Below are 20,576 nucleotides of genomic sequence, written 5' to 3' on the forward strand. Positions count from 1 at the left end.
GTGAACCCTCGGGGATACGTTGATGCCTACAGCATCGACCGCAGCGGGCTGCGGCATCTTGACCAAGATCAACGCCCGCCCGTGATAAAGTCACCACCCAGCCGTTTTTGAGTAGACCCGCCGCAATGAAGGATTTCCAGGATATCGACGCCGCCCTTGAAGACTGGAGCGCACTGCGCAGCAGCACCGCCTTCGCCGCGATCCTGATCGGCAACGGTGCCAGTCGCGCGGTGTGGGAAGACTTTGCCTACGACTCACTGTTTGAAAACGCACGCACCGTGGAAGAAAAGCCCTTGAGCGCTTCCGAACTGAGCGTGTTTGATGCGATGCAGACCCGCAGTTTCGAACAAGTGCTGGGTGCCCTGAAAACCACCAGCCGCGTCAACAAGGCCCTGGCCGTCAGCTCCGCTGCGCCGCGCAATCGCTACTACGCGATCAAGGAAGCGCTGATCAACACCATCCACGCCGTGCACATCCCCTGGCGCCTGGTGCAGCCTTCGACGCTAGTGACGATCAATCAGGAACTGGCGAGCTACAAGACGGTGTTCACCAGCAATTACGACCTGCTCAACTACTGGTCGATCCTGCACACGCCAGGCATTGACGACCTGTTTCGCGGTGCCGAATCACGCTTTGACCTGCGCGATACCGCCACCGCCGCGACGCGCATTCTGTACCTGCACGGCGGCCTGCACCTGGTGCGTAACCTGGATGGCTCGGCGCGTAAATTGCCGTCCACCGACAGTACGTTACTCAGCAGTTTTGCGATCAACAACACCATCAAGACCCTCGACGATGTGCCGCTGTTCATCAACGAAGGGCCCACCGGCGAAAAGCTCAAGACCATCCGCAGTTCGGATTATCTGTCGTTCTGCTATGAACAGTTGCTGGGCCAGGAAGGTGCGCTGTGTATCTTCGGCCATCACCTGGGCGAGCAGGATCAACACTTGGTGGAGGCGATTCGCCGCTCGAAGATCAAGACCCTGGCGATTTCGGTATTTGGCCGCAGCGAAGGATTTATCCAGCAGCAGAAGCGGCGGTATGCGGGGCTGTTTGAAGGGATGGAGGTGGAGCTGCGGTTCTTTGCGGCACGCAGCCATGCCCTGGGCAAAGCGGCACTGTCGGTGCCGGTCGAGCACTGATCCCAGCCTCACTGGAGACCCGGGCTTGCTCCCACACAAGCCCGCTCCCACATTAGATCTCTGTCATTCTTCGGCGCTGTGTACCACCACCAGTAACTGCGCCTGCACTTCTCCCACCGAACGAATGCGGTGCGGTTTTTGCGCATTGAAGTGCAATGCGTCGCCGCGCTCCAGCAGCACTCGTTCGTTCATGAAGTCCACTTCCACCCGGCCTTCATGCACAAACAGAAACTCCTCCCCCAAGTGCTCCTTGAAGGTCTTGTCGCTGAACTCCGCTGGCGGATAGATGATGAACGGCAGCAGGCTGCGCTCGCTGACCTGATGGGCCAGCACCGCATAACCCGGCGACGTGTCGGGCCGCTCATGGCTGCGCACCAGGCTGTAGCTGTCGAGGCTGACGTTGTCTTCGCTGAACAGTTCTTCGACCTTGACGTTCAACGCCTTGGCCAGTTTCAGCGCGGCGGCAATCGACGGCGTGTTCAGCCCGCGCTCGACTTTCGACAGATAACTCTTGGTCATCCCGGATTTCTCGGCCAGTGCCTCCAAGGTAACACCGAGTTTTTTTCTCAATAATTTCAAACGGATAGACATGCGCAGCGATTAATCCAGCCAGAGGATGATGATTTTTACTTGCCAATGACACATTGTGTCATATAGCCTCTTTAGTGTCATTTGCAGAACCCAACGACCTTGCGAGCTGCGGGAACCAGCAAATCGACGTCCATTGAACCACCCAAAGGACACCGATATGGCCAAGACATTAGCACTCCCCAAAGACCAACTGGTCAAGCAAGCGCTGACCCAGATGCAAAGCAGCCTGGCAGATAATACGTGGACCGACCGGCAAAAGCTGGCCCTGACCTGCCGGATTCTGTTCGAGAACGGCCACGACTCCGGCCTGGCCGGGCAGATCACTGCCCGTGGCCCGACGCCTGGCACCTACTACACCCAGCAACTGGGCCTGGGTTTCGATGAAATCACCGCCAGCAACCTGCTGCTGGTCAACGAAGACCTGGAAGTGTTGGAAGGTCACGGCATGCCCAACCCGGCCAACCGCTTTCACAGCTGGGTCTATCGTGGCCGGCCGGATGTGAACTGCATCATCCACACCCACCCGACGCACATCGCCGCCCTGTCGATGCTGGAAGTGCCGTTGGAGGTGTCACACATGGACCTGTGCCCGCTGTATGAAGACTGTGCATTCCTCGAAGCCTGGCCGGGTGTGCCAGTGGGTAACGAAGAAGGCGAAATCATCACCCAGGCCCTGGGCGACAAGCGCGCAATCCTGCTGTCCCACCACGGTCAGCTGTCCACTGGCGGCACCATCGAAGAAGCCTGCGTGATCGCGCAATTGATCGAACGGGCGGCCAAACTGCAACTGCTGGCCATGAGTGCCGGTACCGTCAAGCCGATTCTGCCGGCCCTGGGACGCGAGGCCCATGACTGGATCTCCAAGCCCAAGCGCCACGGCGCCGCGTTCAACTACTACGCTCGGCAGAACCTGCGCCAACACGCCGATTGCCTGAACTGAAGCCTTTTTCGACCGGAGATATTCCATGTCCAGCCCTACTATTCACGGCATCATCGGCTACACCATCACCCCGTTCAGCGCCGACGGCAGCCGCCTAGACCTCGACGCCCTGGGCCAGTCCATCGACCGCTTGATCGACAGCGGCGTCCACGCCATCTCGCCGTTGGGCAGCACCGGTGAAGGCGCGTACCTGAGCGATGCAGAGTGGGATGAAGTCAGCGCCTACAGCATCCGAAAAGTCGCCAAACGCGTCCCGACCATCGTCAGCGTGTCCGACCTGACCACCGCCAAGGCCGTGCGCCGCGCGCGCTTTGCCGAAGCCGAGGGCGCCGATGTGGTGATGGTGCTGCCGACCTCCTACTGGAAGCTCAGCGAGGCGCAGATCCTTGCGCACTACGCGGCCATCGGCGACAGCGTCGGCGTGCCGATCATGCTCTACAACAACCCGGCCACCAGCGGCACGGACATGTCGGTGGAGTTGATCCTGCGCATCGTCAACAGCGTCGATAACGTGACGATGGTCAAGGAGAGCACCGGCGATATCCAGCGCATGCACCAGTTGTACCGCCAAAGCGAAGGCCAGGTGCCGTTCTACAACGGCTGCAACCCACTGGCCCTGGAAGCCTTCGCCGCCGGAGCCAAGGGTTGGTGCACCGCTGCGGCGAACCTGATCCCGCAACTCAACCTGGACCTGTACCAGGCCGTATTGGCCAACGACCTGAACCAGGCACGCGCACTGTTCTATCGACAGTTGCCGTTGCTCGACTTCATCCTCAAGGGTGGCTTGCCGGCGACGATCAAGGCTGGCTTGCGCATGACCGGGCTGGAAGTCGGTGATCCACGATTGCCGGTGTTCCCGCTGGACATGGCGGGCCAGGCGCAGTTGCAGAAGCTGCTGACCTCGTTGAGCTAAAACACAACCCTGTGGGAGCGGGCTTGCCCGCGATAGCGGTGGGTCAGACACACCGCAATCGCGGGCAAGCCCGCTCCCACATTGGATCGCATGGTCCTTTAAATTTACGGAGACAAATAGCAATAATTCTCGATATCATTCGCGACTTTTCTGCAGCGTGCTGCGTCAAGAAGGATATCCATGTCTCGTTTCAAGCCCGACCCGTTGTCGGCCGACGCCTTTCGCGGGTTTTATGCAGATATCCTGCATTACCTGCGCAAACGCACGGACAACGCCAGCGACGCGGCGGACATGACCCAGGATGTCTTTACCCAATGGCTGGACTACCGCGACCGGGCCAAGGTCGAGCAGCCACGGGCCTTTCTGTTTCAGATGGCACGCAATCTGTTGCGTGATCACTGGCGCAAACAGAAGGTGCGGCACATCGTCCACAACGAGCAGGCCGAATGGGATGCCGAGCCTGTCACCGACGAGCAAAACGACCCCATGGCTGCCGCTCAACGCACCCAACGCCTGGAACAGTTGAAAGAAGTCCTCGCCGAACTCTCGCCCCGCAGGCGAGAAGCCCTTATGCTGCACCGCTTCGAAGGCTTGAGCCAGGCGCAGATCGCCGAGCGCATGGGTATTTCGATCAGCATGGTGGAAAAGCACATCGCCTTTGCCCTGCTGCACTGCAAGCAGCGACTTCAAAAAGATCCGGGCAAGGAGCAGCCAGAATGACCCGCTTGAGCAACCGCGACGGCCACGCAATTGATGAGCACGACAACATCGATGCACAGGCTGCCAGTTGGTTTGCGCGCAATCGCAACGAAGGCGGCAGCCTCGATCGCAAGGCCTTCGTCGCCTGGCAGGCCGTGCCGGCCCATGCGCGTGCCTACGCCGAATTCGAACAACTGTGGGCCGACCTTGGCGAGCTGCAGCAACTGAACAAACCCGTGCCCTTGCCCACACGCAAACCAGCGCCTTGGCGCCCGGCGCTGGCCGTGGCTGCCGCGCTGGTCTGCGCCTTGCTCGCGAGCAACCTCGGCGCCCCGCGCGGGCTCTATCACACCGAGGTCGCGGCGCAGGACAAAGGCATGCGCACCCTGGACCTGCCGGATGGCAGCACCTTGTACGTCAACGCCAGCACACGATTGCGGGTGGACTTCGATGCCCAGCGCCGCGTGATCCACCTGGACCAGGGCCAGTTGTACCTGGAGGTGGCGCCCGACAAGGAACGACCACTGTTCGTACGTGCCGGCGAAGCCGACGTGCGGGTGGTAGGCACCGCTTTTGATGTGCGCCGCAGCCAGCAGCAACTGGTGGTCAGCGTGGCCCACGGAATGGTCGCCTTCGCCCCCGACCCGAAAGCCAGCGCCGTGATGCTCGGCGCCCAGCAACGGGCGACCTACAGCTATGCCAAGGGCTCCGTGCAGCAACAAAACCTGGCCGCTGGCGAAGTCGCCGACTGGCGCAGTGGCCACTTGTCCTTTCGCAACCGCGAACTGGCCAGCCTGCTCGATGAGTTGAGCCTGTACCGGCCCAAGGCCGTGGTCTTGGCCGATGGCCCGGTGGCGCACCTGAAAGTTTCCGGCAATCTCGACGTGAATGACCCGGATGCGCTGCTCAATGCCCTGCCGGCTCTGTTGCCGGTGAAAACCGTGGCCCTGGGTGACGGCAATATCCGTATCGAGGCCCGCAAGTAACACCATATGAGAATATTTTGCATTCGCATGTGAGGATTTTTTTTCCTGCCGCGTCTTCCTCCGGTCTGCGTTTGATACGCATGCCTTTTTTGGCTATTTAGCCGCCTTGGGGGATTTCATGTTTCGCGCGCCTTGCCTTGCCCAGCACCTGTTTCTTCGACCGACCCTGATCGCCGCCTGCCTGACCGTCAGCCTGACCGCCCAGGCCGAGTCGCTCAAACTGCAACTGCCGGCCCAACCGTTGGCCACGTCCCTGAGCCAGGTGGCGCAACAGGCAAAAATCCAGCTGCTGTTCGATGAGGACCTGCTGAAGAATATCCAGGCGCCAGCGATCAACGGCGATTTCACCCCCGAAGTGGCGATCCGCACCCTGCTCAAGACCGGCGAATTCACCCTGATCAAAGTGGGCAGCACCTATGTCGTGCGCCCCGAAGAAAGCCGCACCACCAACAGCGCCAGCGTCCAGTTGGACGCCTTGAGCGTGATCGGCACCGGCAACCAAGTCGATGCCAGCACCGTCGGCCGCTCGACCCTGTCCCAGGCCGATATCGACCGCCTGCAGCCCAACAACATCGCCAGCCTGGTACAGACGCTGCCGGGCGTGACCATGGGCGGCTCGATGAAACCGGGTGGGCAGATCATCAACATTCGCGGGATGGGCGAAGCTGAAGACGTGCCGATGACTGTCGATGGCGCGACCAAAAGCGGTTTCGAGCGTTATCAACAGGGCACCGTGTTTATCGAGCCCGAGATGATCAAGAGCGTCGAGGTGGAAAAAGGCCCGCACTCGGCTTTCACCGGTAACGGTGGGTTCGGTGGTACGGTCAACATGGTCACCAAGGATGCACCGGACCTGCTCAAGGACGGACGCAACAGCGGTGCGATGCTCAAGTACGGCTACTCCAGCAATGACCACGAGCAGGTCTACAGCGGTGCCGTGTATGGCCGCACCGACGACGGCCGCATCGACGCCCTGGCCTACCTGACCAAGCGCGACGGCGGCGACATGAAGCTGGCCGACAAGCGCGACTACGACAGCAAGGACTACCCGATCAACCCGCAGCGCCTGCCCAACAGCGCCCAGGATGTGGACGGTCAGCTGTTCAAACTGAACATGTACCTCACCGATGAGCACAGCCTCGGTTTCTCTTACTCCCGGGCCAACAGCGAACGTTGGACGCCCTTCTCGGCCAGAAGCTATCCATCGCCACCGCGCAAGAGCGATATCGACCGCTATGGCTACGATGCGGCCGTCAGACGGTTCCTGGCCAATCGCCACACCGTCGATACCACGTGGTCGGGCAAGTACCAATACCAACCCCTGGACAACCCGCTGATCGACATGAAGCTCAGCTACTCGGAGTCCAACACCGACCAGACCGACGAACGCGACGCCACTGCCGTCATCGGTTTGTCCACCGGCGGGCGCAAGATGGACACCGCCTACACCGACAAGATTCTTGAGCTGCGCAACATCAGCCGCTTCAACACCGGACCGCTGGACCATGCCCTGACCACAGGCGTGCAGATCCGCAAGCACATCCGCGACACCGAAAGCTGGATGCCCGGCGCAAAGTACGACACGCCTGAGTACAACTACGGGCATTTCCAGCCGGCGTTCATGCCCCACGGCAAGGTCGACACCAACGCGTTCTACATCCAGGACGCGGTAACCCTGGGCGACGTGACCATCACCCCGTCCCTGCGTTATGACCATGTGGTCAACCGTGGCAAAGCCAACGACGCGCCGTACTACAGCAACCCCGACCCGGCCTACGGCCACGATTACGGCGACCGCACCTATGCCGGCTGGTCGCCGCGCCTGGCGGCGTTCTGGAAGGTCACCCCGGACGTGGCGCTGTTTGCCAACTGGAGCCGCACCTGGCGCGCGCCGGTGATCGACGAACAGTACGAAGTCCAGGGCCTGGGCAGCCGCACCTCCACCAGCCGCAACCTCGATCCGGAGCGCATCACCGCCATTACCGTGGGTAATGTCACCAGCTTCGCCAACGTGATTGCCAGCGGCGACAGCCTGCAACTGCGCACGACGCTGTTCCACAACACGATCGAAGACGAGATTTTCAAGGCCACTGGCCTCGGCTGCCAGCAACAGAACTACATGGAAGGCTCCATCGCCAAGGTCTGCACCGACATGGCGTCGAAGACCAACTACCGCAACATCGGCAGCATGACCATCAAGGGCTTCGAACTCGAAGGCTACTACGACTCGACCTACCTGTTCGGCTCCCTAAGCTACTCGTGGGCCACCGGCAAACGCGAAAACCCTTACACCAACCCATGGGCGACCGACATCCACGTCTGGGCCCGTGACATTCCACCGGCCAAATGGGTCGCGATGCTGGGCACCAAGATTCCTGCCTGGGACGCACAAGTGGGCTGGCAAGGCCAGTTCGTGCGCAAGACCGACCGCCTGCCCAGCGACAAATATTCAAGTGGCCTGAACAGCGGTTTTGGCGACAGTTTTTATGACCAGTACGCCAACGACAGCTACGACACCCAGGGCCTGTTTGCCAAATGGACCCCGCAACAGGCGTACCTCAAGGGCACCGAAGTCAACTTCACCGTCGACAACCTGTTCAACCGCAGCTACATGCCGGCCTTGAGTGGCGACAGCGCCACCAGCGTCGGACGCAATGCCAAGATCAGCGTGACCCGCTTCTTCTAACCCACCCACACCTTCAGAAACTGTACGGTTCAATCTGCACCCAGCTGTAAGCCCGCGTCCTGCGGGCTTTGTGGCTAGATGGGCAATCTCTTCCAGCCCATTCGATCCGGTTCTCCCATGAATTCGCGCGAAAACACCGGCATGGCCCTCGGCCTGCTCGGCGTGATTATCTTCAGCCTGACCCTGCCCTTCACCCGCATCGTGGTGCAGGAAATCCATCCGTTGCTCAATGGCCTGGGCCGCGCGTTGTTCGCGGCGGTGCCGGCAGCCTTGCTGTTGCTGTGGCGTCGCGAAGCCTGGCCGACCTGGCGCCAGGTACGCGGCCTGAGCCTGGTGATTGCCGGAGTGATCCTCGGTTTCCCGGTGCTGTCGGCCTGGGCCATGCAAACCCTGCCCGCCTCCCACGGCGCCCTGGTCAACGGCCTGCAACCCCTGTGCGTGGCGCTGTATGCGGCGTGGTTGTCCCATGAACGACCGTCAAAAGCCTTCTGGGCCTGCGCGGCGTTGGGCAGTGCGTTGGTGCTTGGTTATGCGCTGATCAGCGGCGCCGGTAGCATCCAGGCCGGGGACTTGCTGATGCTCGGAGCGATTGCCGTGGGTGGCCTGGGCTATGCCGAAGGCGGCCGGCTGGCCAAGGAAATGGGGGGCTGGCAAGTGATCTGCTGGGCACTGGTGCTGTCGACGCCACTGTTGATCGGGCCGGTGGCGTACCTGGCGCTGCAACACGAAGGCGCGATTTCGGCCCGCACCTGGTGGGCGTTTGGCTACGTCTCGCTGTTCTCGCAGTTCCTGGGGTTCTTTGCCTGGTACGCCGGGTTGGCCATGGGTGGGATCGCCCGGGTCAGCCAGATCCAACTGCTGCAGATCTTTTTCACCATCGCCTTTTCCGCGTTGTTTTTTGGCGAGCACATCGAGCCGATTACCTGGCTGTTTGCCTGCGGGGTGATTGTGACGGTGATGCTGGGGCGCAAGACGGCCGTGCAGCCTGCGCCCGCTCCCAAGCCGCATACAATCTAATTGTGGGAGCGGGCTTGCTCGCTCCCACATTTTTGGTTCTGCGTGCGGCTCAGGGCAGGTAGTTATCGGCGCGCAGCAGGGTTTCCAGGCAGTGCTCGCTGATCTGGTAGAACGCCTTCAACTCGCGGATCTTCTCCAGCAACTGCGCATTATCCGAAGGCTCGGCACGCTTGACCGCCAAAATCATCTTGTTCTTGTTGGTGTGGTCCAGCGAGATGAACTCGAACACCTTGGTTTCATACCCACAAGCCTCCAGGAACAACGCGCGCAAGCTGTCGGTGACCATTTCCGCCTGCTGGCCCAGGTGCAGGCCGTATTGCAGCATCGGCTTGAGCAGCGCCGGGCTCTGGATCTGCAAGCGGATCTGTTTGTGGCAGCACGGCGAGCACATGATGATCGACGCGCCGGAACGGATGCCAGTGTGGATCGCATAGTCGGTGGCGATGTCGCAGGCATGCAGGGCGATCATCACGTCCAGCTCGCTGGGCGCCACGCTGCGCACGTCACCGCACTTGAACACCAGCCCCGGATGCTCCAGGCGGGCGGCGGCGTTGTTGCACAGGGTCACCATGTCTTCGCGCAACTCGACACCCGTCACCTGGCCTTCGGCCTTGAGGGTGTTGCGCAGGTAGTCGTGGATGGCGAATGTCAGGTAGCCCTTGCCCGAACCAAAATCCGCGACCCGCACTGGCCGGTCCAGTTGCAAGGGGGACGAGGTCAGCGCATGGCTGAACACTTCGATGAACTTGTTGATCTGCTTCCACTTACGCGACATCGCCGGGATCAGCTCGTGCCTGGCGTTGGTCACGCCCAGGTCGGCGAGGAACGGCCGATTCAGGTCGAGGAAGCGATGCTTCTCGCGGTTGTGCTCGGCCGACGGCGCTTCCCGCAGTTGCTGGGGTTTGCTCTTGAACAGCGAGCTTTTGTTCTTCTTGCTGTATTCGAGCTGCGCCTCGTCGGTCAACGACAGCAGGTGCGCGTTCTTGAACGAGGCAGGCAGCAGCGCGGCAATCGCCGCCACCCCGTCGTCCACGGAGAAGTTCTTGGTGATGTCACGGGTCTTGTAGCGATAGACGAAGGACAGGCATGGCTGCTCCTTGACCGTCACCGGCTTGATGATCAGCCGTTGCAACTCGGCTTCTTCACCCACGTACTTGGCCAGCACCAGCTTGATAAAGGCGTTTTGCCCAAGGCTTGCGCCCAACAGTTCGATGAACTGGGCGTGATGATCCGGCGCAGGGCTGGCGGGTTTAGCGGTGACAGACATGAACAAAAACGCCTCGGGCAGGGAATGCCGGGCATTTTAGGGGGGATGGGGCGCCAGGGCACGGAGTTATTTGCCCAACGGTAGGATTAGACGGCCACCGCAGATCCCAATGTGGGAAGGGGCTTGCTCCCTCCCACATTGGGATCTGTGTGAGCTGGACTATTTGAGGACGATCAGGCGATTGGGCAGTTCATTACGCGTGTGCGTCACCGGCACATGCACTTTCAACAACTCGCCACAGGCCTCGATGCAGGCGATAAACCCAGCCAACGTCTGCCCCTGTTTCACCTGCTGGGTAAACGTCTTGACGATGGCATCCCAACTGCTGTCATCCAGGCGCTGGGAAATCCCGTCATCCACCAGGATCTCCACGTAACGCTCGGCTTCGCTGACAAAAATCAGCACCCCGGTGCTGCCCAGCGTGTGGTGCAGGTTCTGTTCCAGGAACTGCCGGCGCGCCAGGTTCGACGCACGCCAATGCCGCACCGAACGCGGGATCAAATGGGTGGTGATCTTTGGCAGGCGGAACACCAGGCACAGCACGACAAACGTCGCCCACTGCGCCAGCAGCAAGGTGTGCATGGTCAGCCAACCCGACAGGTAATGCACGATCCCCGGCACCACCAATGCCACCACACTGGCCCACAACAGCGGGATGTAGGCGTAGTCATCGGCGCGGGCGGCAAGTACGGTCACCAGTTCAGCGTCGGTCTGTTGCTCGACCCTGGCGATCGCTTCGGCGACCTGGCGCTGCTCGTGTTCAGTCAGTAAAGCCATGGTTGTAGATGCTCTTTAGTTATTGTCATTACCAGCCACCTGAAGCCCCGCCGCCGCCAAAACCACCGCCGCCGCCCCTGAAACCGCCGCCGCCCCCGCCTCCACCGCCGCCACGCCCACTGCTGCTGAGAATGGCCAGCAGAATGGCGCCTACCGGCAGCCCCATGCGGTTGCACAGCCACAACACCACCAGCAGCAAAATAAACAGACCGATGGAGAACGCCGGGTTGTCCTTGGCAAAGTTGGGGTCGGCCACATGGGCCGGCACCGCCAGCGGTTCACCGCCAACCACTTGCACCATCGCCGCCACGCCGTCGCTGATGCCCTTGGTGAAGTTGCCGGCCTTGAACGCCGGCGCAATCACCTGGTTGATGATCACCCACGACTGCGCATCGGTGAGCACGCCTTCCAGGCCATAACCCACTTCGATGCGCAACTGGCGCTCGTCCCGGGCGACGATCAGCAGCGCGCCGTTGTCCTTGCCCTTTTGCCCGATGCCCCAGTGCCGGCCCAGTTGAAAACCGAAGTCTTCAATGGGCAGGCCTTGCAGGTCGGGCACGGTGACCACCACGACCTGGGCGCCGGTGGTCTGCTCCAGCGTCTGCAATTGCTGGCTCAGTTGCGCACGCACCGGCGGGTCGATCATTTGTGCGTTATCGACCACCCGCCCGGTCAGCGCCGGAAAGTCCGGTGCTGCCTGGGCCGTCAGGCAAAAAGACAGCAGCCACGCCGCCAGCCACCAAACGCGCTGGCCCATCAGAACTTCACTTGCGGCGCTTTATCGGCATCGGCACTGGTGGCCTCGAAGTTGGCGCGCATTGGCAAGTCGCTGTACATCACGCTGTGCCACAGGCGGCCTGGGAAGGTACGGATCTCGGTGTTGAAGGCCTGCACGGCGGCGATAAAGTCGCGACGGGCCACGCTGATACGGTTTTCAGTGCCTTCCAGCTGCGATTGCAGGGCCAGGAAGTTCTGGTTGGCCTTCAGGTCCGGATAGCGCTCGGACACCACCATCAGGCGGCTGAGGGCACCACTCAAGCCTTCCTGGGCCTGCTGGAACTGCTTGAGTTTTTCCGGGTTGTCGAGGGTGCTGGCATCGACCTGGATCGAGGTTGCCTTGGCGCGCGCTTCGATCACGGCGGTGAGGGTGTCCTGCTCATGGGCCGCGTAGCCTTTGACCACTTCCACCAGGTTGGGGATCAGGTCGGCGCGCCGTTGATATTGGTTCTGCACCTGGGCCCAGGCCGCCTTGACCTGTTCGTCCAGGGTCGGGATCTTGTTGATGCCGCAACCGCTCAGCACGCTGCTGATCAGTAGCAGGGCCGCGGCTTTCCAGCCCCATCGAATAGTTTGTGCTGCTTGCATGGTGTTTCTCCTGGCCAACCTTAATGGAATGTGACGACTCACCCTATACATCACGCGCTTGGGGCATAATCGGCCACCGTAACTGGATTGCATCGAATCAATCAGCTAAAAAGATGCCCAACGCGAATCAGAGTTCAGAAGTGTGCGTTATTTATCTGAACAACACCCGAACAACAATAGACGTTCCCCACATTTTGGCCGAACCGCGTTTACCTTGAACACGGTGCAGTGAGCCGAAAAAGGATATTCATGAAAAAGCTGTGTTTGCTGGGCCTTGTTGCCACTCTGGCCAGTCACCCTGTCGTTGCCGAGACCAAGCCCGCTGCGCTTAAGGACAAGGACGCCTTCGTCAGCGACCTGCTCAAGCAGATGACCCTGGATGAAAAGATCGGCCAGTTGCGCCTGATCAGCATCGGCCCGGAAATGCCGCGCGAGATGATCCGCAAGGAAATCGCCGCCGGCCGCATTGGCGGTACCTTCAACTCCATCACCCGCCCGGAAAACCGTCCGATGCAGGACGCGGCCATGCGCAGCCGCCTGAAGATCCCGATGTTCTTCGCCTATGACGTGATCCACGGCCACCGCACCATTTTCCCGATCAGCCTCGCCCTGGCCTCTAGCTGGGACATGGACGCCATCGGCCGCTCCGGGCGCATTGCCGCCAAGGAAGCGGCGGCAGACAGCCTCGACATCACCTTCGCACCGATGGTCGATATTTCCCGCGATGCCCGTTGGGGCCGTACCTCCGAAGGTTTCGGTGAAGACACCTACCTGGTGTCACGGATCAGCGAAGTGATGGTCAAGGCCTTCCAGGGCCCAAGCCCGGCCCAGGCCGACAGCATCATGGCCAGCGTCAAACACTTCGCCCTGTACGGCGCGGTGGAAGGCGGCCGCGACTACAACGTGGTCGACATGAGCCCGGTCAAGATGTACCAGGACTACCTGCCACCGTACCACGCGGCAATCAAGGCCGGCGCCGGCGGCGTGATGGTGGCGTTGAACTCGATCAATGGCATACCGGCCACCGCCAACACCTGGCTGATGAACGACCTGCTGCGCAAGGAGTGGGGCTTCAAGGGCCTGACCGTGAGCGACCACGGCGCGATCTTCGAGCTGATCAAGCACGGCGTGGCCAAGGACGGGCGTGAAGCGGCCAAGCTGGCGATCAAGGCCGGCATCGACATGAGCATGAACGACCAGCTCTACGACAAGGAACTGCCGGGGCTGCTGAAGTCCGGCGAGATCGAGCAAAAAGATATCGACAACGCCGTACGTGAAGTGCTCGGCGCCAAGTACGACATGGGCCTGTTCGCCGACCCGTACCTGCGTATCGGCAAGGCCGAGGATGATCCGGTCGACACCTATGCCGACAGCCGCCTGCACCGCAGCGAAGCCCGCGATATCGCGCGGCGCAGCCAGGTGTTGTTGAAGAACCAGAACGATACCCTGCCGCTGAAGAAATCCGCGACCATCGCCCTGGTCGGCCCGTTGGCCAAGGCCCCCATCGACATGATGGGCAGTTGGGCCGCCGCCGGCAAACCCGCGCAATCGGTGACCCTGCTCGATGGCATGAACGCGGTGATCGGCGAAAAAGGCAAAGTGATCTATGCCCGTGGCGCCAACATCACCAGCGACAAAGCCGTGCTCGATTACCTCAACTTCCTCAACTTCGATGCCCCGGAAGTGGTGGATGACCCACGTCCAGCCCAGGTGCTGATCGACGAAGCGGTCAAGGCCGCGAAAAATGCCGATGTGGTGGTGGCTGCCGTAGGCGAGTCCCGTGGCATGTCCCACGAGTCCTCCAGCCGTACCGACCTGAACATCCCGCAAAGCCAGCGTGACCTGATCAAGGCCCTCAAGGCCACGGGCAAGCCGCTGGTGCTGGTGCTGATGAACGGTCGACCATTGTCGATTCTCGAAGAGAACCAGCAGGCCGATGCGATCCTCGAAACCTGGTTCTCCGGTACCGAAGGCGGCAACGCGATTGCCGACGTGCTGTTCGGTGACTACAACCCGTCGGGCAAGCTGCCGATCACCTTCCCACGCTCGGTGGGGCAGATTCCGACCTACTACAACCACCTGACCATTGGCCGGCCGTTCACGCCGGGCAAACCGGGCAACTACACCTCGCAGTACTTCGACGACACCACAGGCCCCCTGTACCCGTTCGGTTATGGCCTGAGCTACACCACGTTCAGCCTGTCGGACATGGCGCTGTCGTCCACCACCCTGAACAAGACCGGCAAGCTCGACGCCAGTGTCACCCTGAAAAACACCGGCAAGGTGGATGGCGAAACCGTGGTGCAGTTGTATATCCAGGACGTGGCCGGCTCGATGATCCGCCCGATCAAGGAGTTGAAGAACTTCCAGAAGATCCTGCTCAAGGCCGGCGAATCAAAGGTGGTGCACTTCAGCATTAGCGAGGATGACTTGAAGTTCTACAACACCCAGCTCAAGTTCGCCGCCGAACCGGGTGAGTTCAATGTGCAGATCGGGTTGGATTCCCAGGATGTGCAGCAGCAGAGCTTTGAACTGCTCTGATTCGAAGCTGTATGTAGGAGTTGGCTTGCCTGCGATGCAGACACCTCGGTCTATCAGTTACACCGAGGTGCTGCAAGCGCGGGCAAGCCAGCTCCCACATTGGATTGGTGGTGTGCTCCCTAACCTCTTCGATCCAGCAGGTTAACTACCAACCGATCAATCCAGCCCCACACCCGCTGCTTCACCCGACGCCACAATGGCCGAGCCTTCCATGCCTGCAGGCTGACCGCCTGGCTCTGGGCAAAATCGCGCTCGAAACTGCCCGCCACCGCCAGCGTCAACTCAGGGTCCAAAGCTTCCAGGTTGGCCTCCAGGTTGAAGCGCAGGTTCCAGTGATCGAAATTGCACGAGCCGACGCTGACCCAATCGTCCACCAGTACCATCTTCAGGTGCAGGAAGCACGGCTGGTATTCGAAGATCTGCACCCCGGACTTGAGCAGGCGCGGGTAGTAACGATGCCCGGCATAGCGCACCGAAGGATGGTCGGTGCGCGGCCCGGTCAGTAGCAGGCGCACATCCACACCGCGCCCGGCCGCCCGGCGCAGGGCTCGGCGCACGCCCCAGGTCGGCAGGAAATACGGCGTGGCCAGCCAGATACGTTGCTGGCTGTTGTTCAAGGCGCGGATCAGTGACTGCAAGATATCGCGGTGCTGGCCGGCGTCGGCATAGGCCACCCGGCCCAGGCCCGGCCCGGTCGCCGGCACTTTGGGCAGGCGCGGCAGGCCAAAGTGCCGGGCCGGTTTCCAGGCGCGGCGGTGATCGTTGACCAGCCATTGGCGGTCGAACAGGGCTTGCCAGTCCTGCACCAGCGGGCCGCTGATTTGCACCATGACCTCGTGCCAATCGCAGGTGTCCTGGCCTGGGGTCCAGAACTCATCGGTGACACCGGTGCCACCGACAACGGCAACGTTCTGATCGATCAACAGCAACTTGCGGTGGTCACGGTAGAGGTTGCGCATCCAGCGCCGCCAGCGCAGGCGATTGTAGAAACGCAACTCGACGCCGGCATCGGTCAAGCGTCGGCGCAGGCCCAGGGTAAAGGCCAGGCTGCCGTAGTCATCGAACAGGCAACGCACCCGGACCCCGCGCTCGGCCGCTTGCACCAGCGCCTGGACCATCGCCTCGGCACAGGCGCCCGCCTCCACCAGATACAGCTCAAGTTCCACCTGCTGTTCGGCGCGGGCAATGCCCACCAGCATCTGCGGGAAGAAGTTCGGCCCGTCGATGAGTAATTCGAAGCGGTTCGCGCTGCGCCAGGGGAACACCGCGCCGCCCATGTCAGCGCGCCGTGAAAATCAGCACCGCACCCACCGGCACCGACAGGCTGATCGCGTCAAGGCCGGCGACTTTGCGCAGGGTTTCCACACCGGCAAGCAAATCAAAATCCTTGGCATGCAGCACCAGCGGCTCCAGGGTCACCACCTGGAAACGTCGGTCATCCAGGCGCGTGGCGAGCAATTCGGCGTTGTAGACCTGGGTCTTGCCGTGCAGGGTGACCGACAGCGGCAGGCGCAACTCCAGCTGTGCGCCGGTGGCCAGGTCATTGATTGGTTGCAGGTTGATTTGCGCGTTGATCAGCGCATCGGGATGGGTCTTGATCTGGAACAGGTCGTTGCGCATGCGTTCATCGCGCAGCGGGATGCCGCTGTTGACCGACTCCAGCTCGACTTCCAATTGCGCCGCGCCTTTGTCATCGACCTTGCCGTGCAGCACCAGGAAGCGATGGACTTCGGACAGGTCGGTGTTTTTAGTGGTGACGAACGACAGCCGTGAGGATTCGTTATCCAGGTACCAGGCGGCCTGCGCAGGCACGGCGATGGCGGCCAGTAGCAGGAAGGCCAGGGGTTTGAAGACGGATACGTTGAACATTAAACACTCGCGCGGAGAAAAACCTGCTCGAACAGTAGCAAAGACCCTTTGTAGGAGCGAGCGTGCTCGCGAAAATCGTCAACGCTAACGCGTGCATCCTGGATGCTCGCGGTGTGCTCAGGTTTTTCGCGAGCACGCTCGCTCCTACAAGGAGGGTGCCGCTTCAGGCCAGTGCATGCTGCACGCCTTGCACGGTCGCCTCCAGGCTCGCCAGGTGCAAATTCAACACCCGCTCCACCGGCGCCTGGTGCATCGGCCAATGCAACGCCATGCTCCCCACCAATCGTCCATTGGCCCGTATCGGCAGCGCCACCGCGCGGATCAGGAACGGCAAGCGCACCGGATACTCCCAATACCCTTCGGTACGCTGGCCAAACCCCTGGTGCTGGGATTGTTCGCAAGCACGGTACTGATCGTCGGCCGCCACGTGCTCGCGACTGGCCAGGCGCTGCACTTCGTCGGGCGCCAGCTCGGCCAGGCACGCCTTGCCCATGGCCGAGTGGAACAGGCTGGCGTGCTGGCCGACGATCTGGCAGTTGTTCGGGTACAGCTTGCGCAGCACCGTGGGGATTGCACTTTCCATGACTTCCAGGCGCTCGCCGTCGAAGTTCGACAAGTCCGCCACTAGCCCCGTGCGCTCGCTGAGTTCCAGCAACCAGGGCGCCGCGCATTCCACCAGGCGGCGCTTGAAGCGTTGCTGGGTATCGCCGAACAAGCGCTGGGCGCTGATGCGATAACGCCGGTCACTCAGGCCGCGATAGATCCAGCCCTGCTCCTGCAAGGTCAGCAACATCCGCGACACCGTGGCCTTGGGCAGGCAGGTCAGGTAATGCAGCTCCTCCAGCCCCAGCGCCTGGTGTTCACCCAGCAGCTCGATGATCGCCAGTGCCCGCTCCACTGAACGTACAGTCCCTGTGTCGGCGTTGCTGCCCATGGCTTGATCTCCCGGTGGCTGATGGATGATCGAATTTCACAGCAAGATACAGGCCGTGCCCGCTCAGGCGTTCGCCTTCAAGCATTCTGGAGGCCGGCGCTGCACCCAGTGCGTCAGTTGTTCATGGGCATACGCCAGTTGCAGCACGGCGCGATCGGCCTGGACCGGGCCAATGATTTGCAGGCCCATGGGCAGTCCCCGGGGGTTGAAGCCCACCGGCACACTCATGCTCGGCAGCCCCGCCAATGTCGGGCCGATGACCACCTCCATCCAGCGGTGATAGGTGTCCATGGTTTGCCCTCCAACGACGCGCGGCCAGGGCTGCTGTGCATCGAAAGGGAACACTTGGGCACTGGGCAATAGCAGAAAATCGTAACGTTCGAACAACTTGGCCAAGGCGCGGTACCAATCGCTGCGCGCCAAGGAGGCTTGATACACATCCGCCGCACTCAGGTCCAGGCCGCCCTCCACTTCCCACTGCGCTTCAGGCTTGAGCAACCCACGTTTTTGCGGGTCGGCATACGCCGCCCCCAGCGCGCCCTGCACCAGCCAATGGCGATGCACCAGCCAGGTGTGCCACAGGCGCGCCATGGAAAAGTCCGGCTGGCAGCTTTCCACTGCGCAGCCCAACGCGCTGAAATCGCCGAGGGCTGATTCACACAGGCCCAGCACGCCGTCGTCCATTGGCAGATAGCCGTTGTAGTCTCCCAGCCACCCCAGGCGCGCGCCCTTGAAGTCACGGGCCAACGGCGCGCCGAATACGCTGGGATCATCCTTGAGCGACAACGGCACCCGTGCGTCAAAGCCCGCCTGGATGCTCAATAACCGCGCCACATCCGCTACGCTGCGGCCCATCGGGCCTTCGGTGGCCAGTTGCTGGACAAACACCTCCGGCGCCGGCCCATGGGGCACGCGGCCCTGGGACGGGCGCAGGCCGAACACGTTGTTGAACGCCGCCGGGTTGCGCAGCGAACCCATCATATCGCTGCCATCGGCCACCGGCAGCATGCGCAACGCCAGCGCCACCGCCGCCCCGCCGCTGCTGCCGCCGGCCACCAAGGCCGGATCATAGGCATTGCCAGTGGTGCCGAACACGCTGTTGTAGGTCTGCGAGCCCAGGCCGAATTCGGGCACGTTGCTCTTGCCGATGATAATCGCGCCACTGGTCCGCACCCGCGCCACGGCGATGGCGTCTTCAGCGGGAATCTGTTCGGCGAACAGCGGCGAGCCCATGGTCGTGCGCAACCCCTTGGTCGCCGCCAGATCCTTGATCGCCTGGGGCATGCCATGCATCCAGCCACGAGAGCGGCCCTGATCCAGCTCCCGGTCACAGGCCCGGGCCTCGGCCAGCACGTGCTCTTCGTCGCGCAATGACACCAGGGCATTGACCGACGGGTTGAAACGCGCGATCTGCGCCAGATAGGCCTGCATCACCTCATGGCAGGACACCTGCCGGGCGTGGATCGCCTGGGACAACGCAATTGCATCGAGCTCAACAATCTTCAAGGCTTCACTCCCTTGGTAAAGCGCGCCGGCGCTGCAGCCCTCGGCGCTTCATGCATGCAGTAAGTGCCCAGCAGCGTCAGGACGCAAGCGAACAGCACATAAAACGCCGGAGCCACTGGTGTACCCAGCTCCTTGCTCAGCCAGGTGACGATCAGCGGGGCAAAGCCGCCGAACACCATCACCGCCACGTTGTAGGCCACCGACACCCCGGTGGAGCGCACCTCGATGGGAAACTGCTCGGCCAGGGCCGTCGGCGCCGGGCCAAAGAAGCCGCCGATGGCGATGCACAACATCACTTGCATCACCAGCAGCCGCTCGATGGACGGCGCCGCCGCGACCCACACGTACAACGGGTAAACCATCACGAAAAACGCCAGGGTGAAACCCATCAACACCGGCCGCCGTCCCAGGCGGTCGGACAACAGGCCAGACAGCGGAATCACCACGGTCATCAGCGCCACGGCGAACATCTGCACCATCAATACCTGGTCCAGGGGCAGGCCGAGGTTCTTGTGGGCGAAGGTCGGCATATTCACCAGCACCACGTAGAACGACACCGTCGCCCCGCAGGCCAGGCCCATGCTCACCAGGATGCTGCGCCGATGGTTGCGCAATACATCCATCAGGCTTGGCGCCGGGCCGGTGGCCTGTTTGCGCGCTTCGATAAACTCCTCCGGGTCTTCCATGTGCCGGCGAATCCACAAGCCCACCGGGCCGATCAACAGGCCGAACACAAACGGCAGGCGCCAGCCCCACAGGTCGAGGGTTTCGGGGGTAAAGAAGTGCGTGACCAATGCCACCATCGCCGCGCCGCCAAACACTGCCAGGCACTGCCCGACCAATTGCCAGGAGCCGTACAAACCCTTGCGGTGGGCCGGTGCGCTTTCTACCAGGAAGGCCGTGGCGCTGGCATATTCACCGCCCGTGGCAAAGCCTTGGAGCATGCGCGCCACCACGATCAACAGCGGCGCGCCCATGCCGATGGCGGCGTAGTTGGGGGCAAACACGATCAGCGCGATGGACACGGTCATCAAGCGAATAATCAACTGCATCGCCGCCTTGCGGCCTTTGCGGTCGGCGTACATGCCGAGCAGAATGCCGCCCACCGGGCGCATGAAGAAGCCGACGCCGAAGGTGGCCAGGGCCATCAGCAGCGACGAATACTCATCGTCCGAAGGGAAAAACTGCCGGGCGATGATGCTGGCCAGAAAACCGTAGACGATGAAGTCGTACCACTCCAACGCGTTACCCACCACCGCCGCAACCACTTGCCGGGTGCGGGACACACCTTTTATTGAAGTCTGCATGAGAACACTCCATTCAACCTGTTGAGGAAAGGTCCA

18 protein-coding genes are annotated in these 20,576 nt (G+C 61.8%); 8 read left to right on the plus strand and 10 right to left on the minus strand.

All coding sequences use genetic code 11. The annotated features are described in order from the left end of the window. The first annotated feature begins 125 nt into the window (after positions 1 to 125). Positions 126 to 1,142, plus strand: coding sequence for a DUF4917 family protein (locus H097_RS05105; RefSeq protein ID WP_032857962.1), 1,017 nt, complete (start codon positions 126 to 128; stop codon positions 1,140 to 1,142). 63 nt (positions 1,143 to 1,205) lie between these two features. On the opposite strand, the gene H097_RS05110 is transcribed toward H097_RS05105, so the two are convergent. After that, the gene (locus H097_RS05110) at positions 1,206 to 1,733 is read right to left on the minus strand and encodes an XRE family transcriptional regulator (protein WP_032857965.1); all 528 of its coding nucleotides are present in this window, start codon (positions 1,731 to 1,733) and stop codon (positions 1,206 to 1,208) included. Between the two features lie 157 nt (positions 1,734 to 1,890). On the opposite strand from H097_RS05110, the gene H097_RS05115 reads away from it, so the two are divergent. The 6 genes from H097_RS05115 (at position 1,891) to H097_RS05140 (ending at position 8,974) form a co-directional block, all read left to right on the plus strand. Next, a complete protein-coding gene (locus H097_RS05115; protein WP_032857967.1) occupies positions 1,891 to 2,673 on the plus strand; it encodes an aldolase in 783 nt (260 codons plus the stop codon). Between the two features lie 25 nt (positions 2,674 to 2,698). Then, positions 2,699 to 3,586 (plus strand): dihydrodipicolinate synthase family protein, encoded by an 888-nt coding sequence (locus H097_RS05120; protein ID WP_032857970.1) that lies wholly within the window; start codon positions 2,699 to 2,701, stop codon positions 3,584 to 3,586. Between the two features lie 180 nt (positions 3,587 to 3,766). After that, positions 3,767 to 4,306 carry an RNA polymerase sigma factor gene (locus H097_RS05125; protein WP_032857972.1) on the plus strand — a complete coding sequence of 180 codons (540 nt, stop codon included), beginning with the start codon at positions 3,767 to 3,769 and terminating at the stop codon, positions 4,304 to 4,306. Continuing rightward, complete coding sequence (locus H097_RS05130; protein ID WP_032857974.1) at positions 4,303 to 5,271, plus strand: FecR domain-containing protein; 969 nt, start codon at positions 4,303 to 4,305, stop codon at positions 5,269 to 5,271. Before H097_RS05125 ends, H097_RS05130 begins: the two co-directional genes overlap by 4 nt. Before the next feature lie 118 nt (positions 5,272 to 5,389). Further along, complete coding sequence (locus H097_RS05135; protein ID WP_032857976.1) at positions 5,390 to 7,957, plus strand: TonB-dependent receptor; 2,568 nt, start codon at positions 5,390 to 5,392, stop codon at positions 7,955 to 7,957. A 117-nt stretch (positions 7,958 to 8,074) separates the two neighbouring features. Then, positions 8,075 to 8,974, plus strand: a complete 900-nt coding sequence (locus H097_RS05140; protein ID WP_032857979.1) for a DMT family transporter — start codon at positions 8,075 to 8,077, stop codon at positions 8,972 to 8,974. Positions 8,975 to 9,023: 49 nt separating this feature from the next. Here the strand turns inward: H097_RS05140 and H097_RS05145 are convergent, their stop codons facing one another. The 4 genes from H097_RS05145 to H097_RS05160 form a co-directional block, all read right to left on the minus strand. Continuing rightward, a complete protein-coding gene (locus H097_RS05145) occupies positions 9,024 to 10,241 on the minus strand; it encodes an SAM-dependent methyltransferase (protein ID WP_032857981.1) in 1,218 nt (405 codons plus the stop codon). Between the two features lie 159 nt (positions 10,242 to 10,400). Beyond that, entirely contained in the window at positions 10,401 to 11,018 is a 618-nt protein-coding gene (locus H097_RS05150) for a TPM domain-containing protein (protein ID WP_032857984.1), read from the minus strand. Between the two features lie 28 nt (positions 11,019 to 11,046). Continuing rightward, positions 11,047 to 11,775: a TPM domain-containing protein gene (locus tag H097_RS05155; protein WP_032857986.1), complete on the minus strand. Its 729-nt coding sequence runs from the start codon at positions 11,773 to 11,775 to the stop codon at positions 11,047 to 11,049. Continuing rightward, positions 11,775 to 12,383, minus strand: coding sequence for a LemA family protein (locus H097_RS05160; RefSeq protein WP_032857987.1), 609 nt, complete (start codon positions 12,381 to 12,383; stop codon positions 11,775 to 11,777). The genes H097_RS05155 and H097_RS05160 overlap by 1 nt, the downstream gene beginning before the upstream one ends. A gap of 249 nt (positions 12,384 to 12,632) precedes the next feature. Between H097_RS05160 and bglX the strand changes: the two genes are divergently transcribed. Then, positions 12,633 to 14,924: a beta-glucosidase BglX gene (gene bglX, locus H097_RS05165; protein WP_032857989.1), complete on the plus strand. Its 2,292-nt coding sequence runs from the start codon at positions 12,633 to 12,635 to the stop codon at positions 14,922 to 14,924. Between the two features lie 119 nt (positions 14,925 to 15,043). Here the strand turns inward: bglX and H097_RS05170 are convergent, their stop codons facing one another. The 5 genes from H097_RS05170 to H097_RS05190 form a co-directional block, all read right to left on the minus strand. Next, positions 15,044 to 16,201 (minus strand): phosphatidylserine/phosphatidylglycerophosphate/cardiolipin synthase family protein, encoded by a 1,158-nt coding sequence (locus tag H097_RS05170; protein WP_032857992.1) that lies wholly within the window; start codon positions 16,199 to 16,201, stop codon positions 15,044 to 15,046. Position 16,202: 1 nt separating this feature from the next. Further along, on the minus strand, positions 16,203 to 16,793 hold the full coding sequence (locus H097_RS05175) for a YceI family protein (protein WP_032857995.1): 591 nt from the start codon (positions 16,791 to 16,793) through the stop codon (positions 16,203 to 16,205). A gap of 163 nt (positions 16,794 to 16,956) precedes the next feature. Next, positions 16,957 to 17,727 (minus strand): IclR family transcriptional regulator, encoded by a 771-nt coding sequence (locus H097_RS05180; RefSeq protein WP_032857997.1) that lies wholly within the window; start codon positions 17,725 to 17,727, stop codon positions 16,957 to 16,959. Between the two features lie 63 nt (positions 17,728 to 17,790). Beyond that, positions 17,791 to 19,233 (minus strand): amidase, encoded by a 1,443-nt coding sequence (locus H097_RS05185; RefSeq protein ID WP_032857999.1) that lies wholly within the window; start codon positions 19,231 to 19,233, stop codon positions 17,791 to 17,793. Continuing rightward, on the minus strand, positions 19,230 to 20,540 hold the full coding sequence (locus H097_RS05190; protein ID WP_032858001.1) for a citrate-proton symporter: 1,311 nt from the start codon (positions 20,538 to 20,540) through the stop codon (positions 19,230 to 19,232). The genes H097_RS05185 and H097_RS05190 overlap by 4 nt, the downstream gene beginning before the upstream one ends. Positions 20,541 to 20,576 lie beyond the last annotated feature (36 nt).

The sequence above is a fragment of the Pseudomonas sp. FH4 genome, from assembly GCF_000510915.2.
Lineage (GTDB): Bacteria > Pseudomonadota > Gammaproteobacteria > Pseudomonadales > Pseudomonadaceae > Aquipseudomonas > Aquipseudomonas brenneri.